The organism is Mycobacterium sp. SP-6446 (genome assembly GCF_001954045.1).
GTDB lineage: Bacteria > Actinomycetota > Actinomycetes > Mycobacteriales > Mycobacteriaceae > Mycobacterium.
In genome coordinates this window covers 1-10,725 of record NZ_MBEM01000133.1, presented here as the reverse complement: position 1 = coordinate 10,725, position 10,725 = coordinate 1, and the positions used below count along the sequence as shown (strand labels likewise).

Below are 10,725 nucleotides of genomic sequence, written 5' to 3'. Positions count from 1 at the left end.
ACGCGGCACTGCTGGACGCCGACCGCGACTACGACATCAAGGTGCTGATCCTCAAGGCCAACGGCAAGGGCTTCTGCTCGGGGCACGCCATCGGCAACAACGCGGTCGACTACCCGGAGTTCGTCGAGGGCGCCAAACACATGGGCACGCCGTGGAAGCCGCAGACCGACCTGTTCGTCAAGCCCATCCTGAACCTGTGGGAGTTCTCCAAGCCGACCATCGCGGCCGTCCACGGCTACTGCGTCGGCGGCGGCACCCACTACGGGCTGACCACCGACATCGTCATCGCCGCCGAGGACGCCTACTTCTCCTACCCGCCGCTGCAGGGCTTCGGCATGCCGTCGGGCGAATGCTCGATCGAGCCGTGGGTCTTCATGAACTGGCGCCGGGCGGCCTATTACCTGTACCTCGCCGAGGTCATCGACGCCAAGAAGGCGCTGGAGGTCGGCCTGGTCAACGAGGTGGTGCCGAACGACCAACTGGAAGCGCGCGCCGACGCCATCGCCCGCCACATCGCCCAGGCGCCGCTGACGACGCTGCTGGCGACCAAGGCCAACCTCAAGCGGGCCTGGGAGCTGATGGGCATGCGGGTGCACTGGCAGAGCTCCAACGACCTCGTCGCGTTGGCGTCGATAAGCAAGGATGTGCAGGAGCTGATACAGCAGGTGTTCAAGGACAAGGTGCTGCCGTCCGAGCAGGCCCGGCGCCAGGCCGCGGCGGCCGCGTCGACCGACGGCGCCGCGACCACGTAAACCGTTCGAGGTCCGCTGGTGAACATCGCCGACCACGCGATCGCTGCCGCCGAGGCGCCGGCCTTGATCATGGCCGGCGGCCCCACGATCGCGTTCGGCGAGCTGCACGCCCGCAGCCTCCGGGTCGCCGCGATGCTGCACGGCGCCGGGCTGCGTCGCGGCGACGGGGTGGCCCTGGTGCTGCCGAACCGGCCCGAGTTCTTCGAAATCACCTGGGGCTGCCAGCTTTCCGGGCTCTACTACACCCCGGTCAACACGCACTTCACCGCCGAAGAAGTCTGCTACGTCATCGACGACTCTGACGCCAAGGCGGTCTTTGTCGATGCCTCGATGGGCGACCTCGCGGCTCACGTCCGCGACGTCAACGCGGCGGTCGACGTCCACCTGGTCGTCGGGGGTGCCGCGCCGCCGGGCTGGCGGGCCTATGAGGACGCGCTGGCCGCGGCCGGTGATCCGCCGCCGACGGCGGACGGCTCGGAGATGCTCTACTCGTCGGGCACCACGGGACGTCCCAAGGCCGTTCGCCGCCCGCTTCCGGGCGACGGCAACGGCTCGTGGGCCCAGTCGGTGCTGGAGCTGGCGCTCACCCACAAGTACGGGATGGACCGATCGAGCGTGTACCTCTCCCCCGCGCCGCTCTACCACGCTGCCGGGGTGAACTACACCATGGCGGTCCATCGGGTGGGCGCCGCGGCGATCGTCATGGCGAAATTCGACGCCGAGACCGTTTTGCGACTGATCGAGACGCACGGCGTCACCCACGCGCAGTTCGTGCCGACGATGTTCGTCCGGATGCTCAAGCTGCCCAGGGCCGTCCGCGACAAATACGACGTCTCCAGCCTGCGGTGCGTCATCCACGCGGCCGCCCCCTGCCCGGTCGACGTCAAGCATCAGATGATGAAGTGGTTCGGGCCCATCATCCACGAATACTACGGGGGCACTGAGGGATTCGCGGGTACCACGATCGGTCCCGAGGAGTGGCTGGCCCATCCCGGTTCGGTGGGCATACCGATGGCGCCGGTGCACGTCCTCGACGAGGACGGACGGGAGCTTCCCACCGGGCAGGCTGGAGAGCTTTACTTCGAAGGTGGGCCCGATTTCGAGTACTTCAAGGATCCCGCAAAGACCGCGTCGGTGTCCAACGACCGCGGCTGGCGGTCGCTGGGCGACATGGGCTACGTCGACGAGGACGGGTACATGTACCTGACCGACCGATCGACGTTCATGATCGTCTCCGGTGGGGTGAACATCTACCCGCAGGAGGCCGAGAACGTCCTGGTGATGCATCCGAAACTGGTCGATGCGGCGGTTTTCGGCGTTCCCAACGACGAGTTCGGCGAAGAGGTCAAGGCTGTCGTACAACCGGCCGAAGGCGTCACGCCCGGGCCCGATCTCGAGGCGGAGCTCATCGAATACTGCCGGGCACACCTGGCCGGCTACAAGTGCCCGCGCACCGTCGAATTCGAGCACGAATTGCCCCGGGACCCGAACGGAAAGCTCTACAAGAAGCGTATCCGTGAACGCTATTGGCACGGCAGGGCATCGCGGATCCTATGAACGAGGGAACGAAAATGGTGAGCACCGATGTGCACTGGACGCCGCTGCCGGTGCCGTGGGCGGTGGAGACGGTCGACCGGATTCCCAAGCAGCGCTACTACGATCCGGAGTTCTATGCGCTGGAGAAGGAGATGTTCTGGCCGCGCGTGTGGCAGATGGCCTGCCGGCTCGAGGAAATTCCCAAGCCCGGCGACTTCGTGGAGTACGAGATCCTCGACGAGTCGATCATCGTGGTGCGAGTCGATGCCCAGAACGTCCGCGCGTACCACAACGCGTGCCGTCACCGCGGGGTAAAGCTGGTGGAGGGCAACGGAAATCGGCGTACCTTCGTCTGCCCGTTCCACGGCTGGTGCTGGGGCATCGACGGTCGCAACACGTTCGTGTTGCGGCCGGAGGAGTTCGCCGAGGAGAACCTGTGTCCGCACGACCTGCAACTCGTCTCCGTCCGGTGCGAGCTTTGGGGTGGCTGCGCATGGATCAACCTCGACGACGGCGCGCCCCCGTTGCGGGACTGCATGGAGCCGTTCGCCTCGATCTATGACGCCTGGAAGGTGGAATCGCTGCGCGTCGAGTGGTGGCAATCGTGTCGACTACCGGTGAACTGGAAGCTCGCGACGGCGGCGTTCATGGAGGGCTACCACGTCCCGCAGACACACCCGCAGCTGCTGCCCTCGGCGCAGACGGGCAGCCCGTCCGAGGCGGTGCATCCCGTCGTCGCCAGCAGCCTGTACTTCATGCGCACCCTCGGCGACGGCATGGGCGGCATGACCCACGAGAACGACATCCGCATCGCCGAGGGGCTGCAGACCATCGCGCTTCCGTCCGACCCGGCCGAGGCGATGACCGCCTGGCGCAGCGCCCTCAACGACGCCGTGGTCGGCTGGCACCGGGCCCGCGGCAGCGACATGCCGGACCTCAACGATCTGATCCGCCGCGGGATCACCGACGCGATCGGCTTCTGCTTCCCGCACCACTTCATCCTGCCCACCTACAGCAGCGCCTCGTCCTACCGGATCCGCCCGCTGGGCCCCGAGGAAACGCTGTTCGAGATCTGGTCGTTGACCCGTTTGCCCGCGGACCAGTCCGCGGGCAAGCCGACACCACCCGAACCGATGGCGCCCGACGACCCGCGCTGGCCACCCATCCCCGCCCAGGACTTCTCGAACCTGCCGCGTCAGCAAAAAGGGCTGCACTCCAAGGGATTCGAATACATGCGGCTGTCGAATCGGATCGAGGGACTGATCTCCAACTTCGAACGCGTCGTCGACGGCTTCCTCGCCGGCCTGCCGTACGAATCGCTGGTGCCCGCGATTCAGAAGACCAACACCACCATTGACGTTCCGGTCGCCGACCTCGGCTTTGGCTCTAGCACCGCCGCGGAGGCACGATGACGACCCGCTGGGACCGTTCCGTCGACCTGCTGATCGCCGGAAGCGGCGGCGGGGGCATGGTCGCCGGACTGGCCGCGCTCGACAGCGGGCTGGAGCCGCTGATCGTCGAGAAGCAGGGCCTGGTCGGCGGTTCGACCGGGCTTTCGGGCGGCATCGTGTGGATGCCGAACAACCCGTTGATGCGGGCCGACGGAATCGCCGATTCGCACGAGGCCGGGTTGGCTTATCTGGCCGACGTGGTCGGCGACATCGGCGCCGCGTCCTCGCCCGCACGTCGCGAAGTCTTTCTCACCGCCGGCTTCGAGATGATCAATTTTCTTGTTCGCAGAGGGGTTCGGCTGATTCGATGCACGGGCTGGAGCGACTACTACCCAAACCATAAGGGCGGCAACGAGTCCGGCCGCGCGGTCGAAGGAGTTCCCTTCGACGCCGCCGAGCTCGGCAGCTGGCACGACAAGGTGCAGCCGCCGCTGGCCAAGAACTACGGGTATGTGGTGCTGACCAACGAGCTGCGCTCGGTTCAGTATTTCAACCGTTCGCCGCGCGCATTCGCGGTGGCGACGAGGGTGTTCCTGCGTACCGTGTCGGCGCGGATGCGCCGGCGCCAGATCCTGACCAACGGCGCCTCGCTGATCGCCCAGATGTTGAAGGCACTGATCGATCTTGGTGACGGCGAGCCTCCGTTGTGGACCGATGCCGCGCTGGAGGACCTCATCGTCGAAGACGGCCGGGTCGTCGGCGCCCGCGTCCGCCACGACGGCGAGACGCTGAACATCGAGGCGCGCAAGGGTGTGCTGCTGGCCGCCGGCGGCTTTGGCCACAACAAGGAGATGCGGCGCAAATACAGCGGAGACCAGCCGAACGAGGCGCAGTGGTCGATCGCCAACGCCGGGGACACCGGCGAGGTGCTGCAGACGGCGATGCGCCTGGGCGCCAAAACCGATCTTCTCGACGAAGCATGGTGGCTGCCTTCGGTTTTCATCGCTAACGGTGGCGCCGTCGCCGCGTCACTCGGATCGGGGCGGCAGCGGCCCGGGGCCATTTACGTCGACTCGACGGGCCGCCGGTTCTGCAACGAGTCCAACTCCTACGTCGAGGTCGGCAAGGCGATGTATGCCAACAAGGCGGTGCCGTGCTGGATGATCTTCGACGAGGGTTATGTTCGCCGATACGTCACCAGCGGCAATCCCCTCAAACGCAACCGGCAGTTGCCCCCCGAGCTGATCGAGGGCGGCGCGGTGAAGCGGGCCGAGACCATCGGCGACCTGGCCCGTGAAATCGACGTTCCCGCAGACGAACTGGCACGCACCGTCGCGCGGTTCAACCAGTTCGCCGCCAAGGGCCTCGACCCCGACTTCGGTCGGGGGCAATCGGCCTACAACGACTGCCTGGGCGATCCCGGCTATCGACCGAACGCGGCCGTCGGGCCGCTCGACCGCGCGCCGTACTACGCGACCAGGGTGTTGCCGGCGGACGTCGGGACGTGCGGGGGCGTGATTACCAACGAATACGCGCAGGTCCTCGACGAGCGGGACCGGGTGATCGAGGGCCTGTACGCGACCGGCAATACCACCGCGACGGTGATGGGCCGGACGTATCCGGGCGCCGGTGCGAGCATCGCCAACACGATGGTGTTCGGTTACGTCGCGGCGCGCCACGCCGCGGGCCGCAAGATCGCCGGCGAGATGAGCCGCTAACCCCCGGCGCCCGGCTCCAACGTGACTGCAGCGTCACGCTCGGCCTCGAACGTGACTGCAGCGTCACGTTCGCGGGGCTAGTCCCCCGAGTCCGTTTCGCCGCGGCCCACGAATTCGCGCGGCTTCATGCCCGATTGCATGAGCTCGGCCCGCCGCGCCTGAACATCGGACGCCGCGCCGACCATGTTGGTCAGGATGTGGCTGACCTGCAGGTGCACCCGCATGCCCATCAGCTCCCAGGCCCGCTTGACGTTGCTCTTCACCGCCATCAGCGTGGTCAATGGGATTTGAGCGATCTTGCGCGCCATCTCCTCGACGGTGGCCTCGAGATCTTCGCGCGGCACCACCTTGTTGAGCAGGCCCCAATCCAGGGCCTGCTGCGCGGACAGCGTCGGCGCCAGCAACAACCAGTCCATGGTCCGGTGCCAGTTCATCATCAACCAGGGCTCGATCATGGTGTGGCCGCCGGGTTCTCCGAGGCTTTGGGCCAGCGGCATCTGGAAATACGCGTCCTCGGACGCCACGCAGAAATCGGTCAGCAGCCCGAGGTAAATCCCGCCGCCCATGCAATAACCGTGGATCTGCGAGATGGTCGGCTTGGGGAATTCCCACAAATACAGCGTCGGCCACAGGAACAGGTCCGCGGTGCCCTTATAGAGGTCCTCGAACGTATCCCCGAAATCCGGGTACGGGTTCTCGTCCGGACCCCAGCGAGCCACATGACCGCCGCAGAAGCCCTTGCCGTTGGCCTTGAGGATGACGACCTTGATCTCCTTGTCGCGGTCGGCCTCGTGTAGGCAACTGTCGACTTCGGTGACCAGCACCGCGTCTTTGGTGTTGGCTTTTTCGGCCCGATTCAGAATGATCCGGGCAATCGGCGGTTCGCGTTCGTAAATGACCGCTTCGAGCTCGCGCCGCTCCATCTTCGTGACATTACCGGACACGGGATTCGCTTAGTGGTTGCGCGATCTCGCCGCTAGGAGTGAGCTGTAGGCCATGACGACTCCGTCGGACCGGATAGCCCGTCTCGACCTGGTTGCCCGGCTCAAATCCTCTTACCCAGAACTTCCCGACGCACCCACACCCGACCTGATCGACCACGAACGGTTCGCCGCGTACACCAAGACCCCGCACGACGTCGGCGGCGAACCGGATGCCCCGATCCGGTGGGAGAACAAGCAATACGAGGCGTGGGAAGAGAACACCTACGTCATGTGCGAGGTTCTCGGCTGGCGCGGAATCTGGCTGTCGGAGGAACGCCGCCGGATGGGCAACGTCGACCTGGGTCGCACGATCTATCTCGGACTGCCCTATTACGGGCGCTGGCTGCTGGCCGTCGCGCGCATCCTTGTCGAGAAGCATCACATCGGCCTGTCCGAGTTGGCCGAACGGATGGCCGAGGTGAAGGCGCGATATCAAGGCGGCCTGCAGGGCAAGCCCATAGAGGCCAAGCCGAAGTTCGAAGGCGATCCGTCGAGCGTCGACCGCAACCGTCACCACAGGCACGCGGCCGGCAAGGGCGACCCGCAGGTGTACGCGGGACAAGCGGGCGACCCGAAGTTCCGGGTCGGCGACAAGGTCGTCGTTCGGGAGCTGCCCGTCCTGTTCTATACCCGCACCCAGGAGTATGTGCGTGGCGCCAAGGGCGAGATCGCGGTCGTCTCGTACGAAAGCCCCGCCGCCGAGGATGAAACCTGGGACGGGCCCGACCAGAAGCCGGAATGGTTCTACATCGTTCGGTTCAACCTCGCCGAGCTGTGGCACGGCTATACCGGGCCGGACACTGACACGGTGCAGACGGAAATCCCCGAGCGGTGGCTCGAAGCGGCGGGCGAAAGGACCTCAGCGTGACCGCACACGACGACGACCACGACCACGACCGTACCGCCGCACCGATGGTGGATGAGATCACCGACTTCGAAGTGCTCGAGATCGCCCTGCGCGAATTATGTATCGAGAAGGGGATTTTCACCGCTGAGGATCATCGCCGCTTCACCGAATTCGCCGAGCAGATCGGCCCGACGCCCGCCGCTCACCTGGTGGCCCGGGCATGGCTCGATCCTGACTTCAAGAAGCTGGCCCTCTCCGATCCGCTTGCGGCCAGTAAGGAAGTCGGTGTCGACTGGCTGCAACCGACGGGTTTCGGAACACCGAGTGACTTCACGGCCTTTCACGTGCTCGAAGACACGCCCACCCTGCACCATGTCATCGTGTGCACGTTGTGTTCCTGCTATCCGCGCCCCATTCTTGGCAATTCACCCGAGTGGTACCGCACGCCCAACTTCCGCCGCCGCATCGTGCGCTGGCCGCGGCAGGTGCTGGCGGAGTTCGGGCTGTACCTCCCGGAAGAGGTGGAGATTCGCGTGGAGGATTCCAACCAAAAGCACCGGTTCATGGTGCTGCCCGTCCGTCCTGAAGGAACCGAGGGCTGGACCGAAGACCAGCTCGCCGAAATCGTCACCCGCGATTGCCTGATCGGTGTCGCGTTGCCCAAAGCGGGGGTGACCTCCAACGTCATCACCCAGACCCGACCGGCCATCCATCCCGTGGACTAGCGACAGATGAGTAATTCGATCGCACCGTTGTCCAAAATTGTTGAACGCAACCAGGTCTGGAGCCGCATGGCCGCCAAGCATGGCGTCGATAACCCGGTGCCGCCGTGGCAGACGAGCCTCGACGGAATGTGCGATGCACTCGATCAAAGTGCTTGCGGCCCAGAAATACTCAACTTCGTCGATCGACGTGACGAAGAGGACGCGCTGTCGGCAACCGTCTACTCGAATCTGCCCTACCCCGAGAATCGGCTGGTTGCGCTGGCACACTCCCTCGTGGCGCGCGGCATCATCGACGAGGTGGAGCTCGAAGAGCGGATGGCCGTGGTGCGGGCCAGGCTGGAAGCCTGAGTCGTTAAGCGCGTGCCAGCAGCCAGGCGCAGCCCTCCCCTTCGCCGGCGGCCACCACGTTAAGTGCGGCGAACACCGCGGGCAGCTCGCCGGCCTCCGCACGGAACGGCCCGGGCTCGGCCCCGACCTCGCTGAGCACCGCAATCGCGAGTAATCCGCCGGGCGCAAGCCGCCCGATGATCGCCGCGTCCAGGCGGCGGTCGCGGAATTTGTGGCAGAGAACGACGTCGACGGGCGGGCCGTCCGGCAGACCGTCGTCGAGATCGACGACATCGAACCGGCACCGATCAGCGACGCCGCTGCGCTCGGCCAGATCCCGCGCCTGGGTGATGGCCACCGGAGAGACGTCCAGACCCCAGACGGTCAACCCTCGGCAGGCCAGCCAGACCGCGCCGAGCCCCTGGCCGCATGCCACATCGAGGGCCCGGCCCGCGGTCGGGAATTCCTCCGCATAGCCGGCGAACACGCCGGGCGCGCCGAGGTCGCCGGCGTCGGCCGGGCCCCGACTGGTGTACCGCAGATCCCAGCGGTGTCGGTCCTCCCCGGTCACAGGCGCCACCTTAAGCGGGCGGGTGGCCTACCGCCGCACCGCCGGTACCTCCGCGTCGATACGCGGCGCCGGACGTGGGTCGCCCCAGCGCTTCTCGATCGCTCCCCACGGGTCCGCGTGGTGGCCGGGGAACCCGCGATACGGCGACCGCCGTCTGAGATACCAGCGCAGCACGGGTGCGAGCGGCCTCAGCAGCCAGCGGCGCCACCCGACCCTGGCGCGGATCTCGGCGCACATCGCGGGCAGCGAATGACGTTGGTAACCAAGCACATTCTGCGCGTGCTCGGTGTCCATCCAGTCGGTGGCGAACCAGGCCCGGTCGTCGTCGGGATTGCCGGGCCGTCCCGCCGGCAACCCGCCCCGCAAGCCCATTGCCGCGACGGCCTCGGTGGTCACGTCGGCCTGCGTGACGCGGTGGGTGTCGTCGCCGCCGATGAGAAATACTTCGCGGACGTGCTCGGTGACGGTGGCCGCGGTGAACGCGCGGGCGACGTCGCGCGCGTCGACGGTTTGGATGCGCCCGTCGGAAGGCAGTACCGCTTCGAAGAAGATCAGATCGCGGTCGAGTGCCCACTGCGGTTCGGCCAGGAGCACCCCGCCGAGGCGCAGCACCACCCACTCCAGCGCCGAATTGGTCACACACTCCTCCGCCAGGACCTTGTGCGCGCCGTAGAGGTCGCTGGGTTGCAGTGGTGTCGACGCCGTCAACAACTCATTTGTGCGGTGTGGATTGCGGGCGCCGTAGACCGCGACGCTGGACGCTTGCACGAAGCGCGGCGGGGTCGGCATCACCGAGGCCGCCCGGACCAGGCTCGCGGTGGCGTTCACGTTGACCGCGTGTGCCAGGCCGGGGCGCGCATAGCAGAACGGCGGAATGATGGCGGCCAAATGAACGATGGCCGTAGGCGTTACGGCGGCGAGCAGGGCGTCCACGTCCGTCGCCGACGTCAGGTCGGCCCACCGTACGTCCACCCCGGGGCGGGCGGTGAACGCGTCGGCGCGTTTGCGATTCGCGGGGACGTCGAGGTCCGTCGCGACAACCCGGCCGCCCTGGCTGGCGAGCTCGGCCACCACCGCCGAGCCGACCAGGCCGAATGCCCCCGTGACGAGAACACAACTATCGGTCATGGCGGCCCCCCGATAAATTTCTGGACAGATGTCTGTATTTGGTGCCCGAGGGTAGCGGCTTCACCGCCAACGGGCAAGGTCAACCAAGCTGCGAAAGGAGCCCGTATTCGCCGCAATAGGCGGATCGGCGTCGCCCGCGCTCGGAATTGTCGGCGCTACCTTTTGTTCCCTACACTGGACGGGTGTCTAGAGAAGTTGCTCCTCCGGTCCGTGCCGGGGCACGCACATCCCGCCGGTCTGATCGCCGGCCCGGGCAGACGATCCGCAAAGTTCTCGACGCCGGTCTAGCGGAATTGCGTGAATCCTCCTACGCCACCCTGACCATGCGTGCCGTCGCCAGCCGGGCCGGCGTATCGCCCGCCAGCGCCTACACCTACTTCCCGTCGAAAAGCGCGTTGGTGGCGGCCGTGTATCTGCGCTTCCTGCGGGAACTTCCGCTGCATACCCACAACGACACCACCAAAACCCGGGTCAGCGCGACGATGCGGGACATGGCGATGGTCGTCGCCGACGAGCCGGAGTTGACCATCGCATGCGGGGCGGCCCTGATGGCCGACGATCCGGCGGTCAAGCCGCTGCGCGAACAGATCGGCGAAGAGGTATCCAGACGGATCGGGGCCGCGCTGGGCCCGGGCTGGCCGCGCGCGGTGAAATCCACCTTGCAAATGACCTTCGCCGGTGCCCTGATGACCGCGCGGTTCGTCAGCTACGACGAGATCGCCGGCCAGCTCGACGAGGCGGTCAACC

General features: G+C 66.5%; 11 protein-coding genes. 8 read left to right on the top strand and 3 right to left on the bottom strand.

Annotated elements, in window-relative coordinates; genetic code table 11:
* From A5736_RS11530 to A5736_RS11515, 4 genes are all read left to right on the top strand, one after another.
* Nucleotides 1-752: enoyl-CoA hydratase/isomerase family protein (locus A5736_RS11530; protein ID WP_076246273.1), on the top strand; the 752-nt coding region annotated here is incomplete at its 5' end.
* An 18-nt stretch (nt 753-770) separates the two neighbouring features.
* On the top strand, nt 771-2,309 hold the full coding sequence (locus A5736_RS11525; RefSeq protein WP_076246271.1) for an acyl-CoA synthetase: 1,539 nt from the start codon (nt 771-773) through the stop codon (nt 2,307-2,309).
* A gap of 14 nt (nt 2,310-2,323) precedes the next feature.
* Nucleotides 2,324-3,700: an SRPBCC family protein gene (locus A5736_RS11520; protein WP_139333265.1), complete on the top strand. Its 1,377-nt coding sequence runs from the start codon at nt 2,324-2,326 to the stop codon at nt 3,698-3,700.
* Nucleotides 3,697-5,397, top strand: a complete 1,701-nt coding sequence (locus A5736_RS11515) for an FAD-binding protein (RefSeq protein ID WP_076246269.1) — start codon at nt 3,697-3,699, stop codon at nt 5,395-5,397. Before A5736_RS11520 ends, A5736_RS11515 begins: the two co-directional genes overlap by 4 nt.
* Nucleotides 5,398-5,474: 77 nt before the next feature.
* Here A5736_RS11515 and A5736_RS11510 read toward each other — a convergent pair whose 3' ends face one another.
* Nucleotides 5,475-6,320, bottom strand: a complete 846-nt coding sequence (locus tag A5736_RS11510; protein ID WP_076246278.1) for an enoyl-CoA hydratase-related protein — start codon at nt 6,318-6,320, stop codon at nt 5,475-5,477.
* A 73-nt stretch (nt 6,321-6,393) separates the two neighbouring features.
* On the opposite strand from A5736_RS11510, the gene A5736_RS11505 reads away from it, so the two are divergent.
* From A5736_RS11505 to A5736_RS11495, 3 genes are read left to right on the top strand one after another with little or no spacing between them, the layout of a single operon-like run.
* Nucleotides 6,394-7,248: an SH3-like domain-containing protein gene (locus tag A5736_RS11505; protein WP_076246267.1), complete on the top strand. Its 855-nt coding sequence runs from the start codon at nt 6,394-6,396 to the stop codon at nt 7,246-7,248.
* Nucleotides 7,249-7,292: 44 nt separating this feature from the next.
* Complete coding sequence (gene scnC / locus A5736_RS11500; RefSeq protein ID WP_076246276.1) at nt 7,293-7,952, top strand: thiocyanate hydrolase subunit gamma; 660 nt, start codon at nt 7,293-7,295, stop codon at nt 7,950-7,952.
* A 6-nt stretch (nt 7,953-7,958) separates the two neighbouring features.
* A complete protein-coding gene (locus A5736_RS11495) occupies nt 7,959-8,300 on the top strand; it encodes a thiocyanate hydrolase (protein WP_076124252.1) in 342 nt (113 codons plus the stop codon).
* 4 nt (nt 8,301-8,304) lie between these two features.
* Here the strand turns inward: A5736_RS11495 and A5736_RS11490 are convergent, their stop codons facing one another.
* Both A5736_RS11490 and A5736_RS11485 read right to left on the bottom strand, forming a co-directional pair.
* The gene (locus tag A5736_RS11490; protein WP_139333264.1) at nt 8,305-8,850 is read right to left on the bottom strand and encodes a bifunctional 2-polyprenyl-6-hydroxyphenol methylase/3-demethylubiquinol 3-O-methyltransferase UbiG; all 546 of its coding nucleotides are present in this window, start codon (nt 8,848-8,850) and stop codon (nt 8,305-8,307) included.
* Nucleotides 8,851-8,877: 27 nt separating this feature from the next.
* Nucleotides 8,878-9,978, bottom strand: coding sequence for an NAD(P)-dependent oxidoreductase (locus tag A5736_RS11485; RefSeq protein WP_076246264.1), 1,101 nt, complete (start codon nt 9,976-9,978; stop codon nt 8,878-8,880).
* A 182-nt stretch (nt 9,979-10,160) separates the two neighbouring features.
* On the opposite strand from A5736_RS11485, the gene A5736_RS11480 reads away from it, so the two are divergent.
* The coding region (locus A5736_RS11480; protein ID WP_076246274.1) for a TetR/AcrR family transcriptional regulator at nt 10,161-10,725 on the top strand (565 nt) is incomplete at its 3' end.

Coding starts and splice junctions, on each gene's coding strand:
- A5736_RS11520 (WP_139333265.1), top strand. CDS start 2,324: ATGGTGAGCACCGATGTGCACTGGACGCCGCTGCCGGTGCCGTGGGCG.
- A5736_RS11515 (WP_076246269.1), top strand. CDS start 3,697: ATGACGACCCGCTGGGACCGTTCCGTCGACCTGCTGATCGCCGGAAGC.
- A5736_RS11510 (WP_076246278.1), bottom strand. CDS start 6,320: ATGGAGCGGCGCGAGCTCGAAGCGGTCATTTACGAACGCGAACCGCCG.
- A5736_RS11505 (WP_076246267.1), top strand. CDS start 6,394: ATGACGACTCCGTCGGACCGGATAGCCCGTCTCGACCTGGTTGCCCGG.
- scnC (WP_076246276.1), top strand. CDS start 7,293: ATGGTGGATGAGATCACCGACTTCGAAGTGCTCGAGATCGCCCTGCGC.
- A5736_RS11495 (WP_076124252.1), top strand. CDS start 7,959: ATGAGTAATTCGATCGCACCGTTGTCCAAAATTGTTGAACGCAACCAG.
- A5736_RS11485 (WP_076246264.1), bottom strand. CDS start 9,978: ATGACCGATAGTTGTGTTCTCGTCACGGGGGCATTCGGCCTGGTCGGC.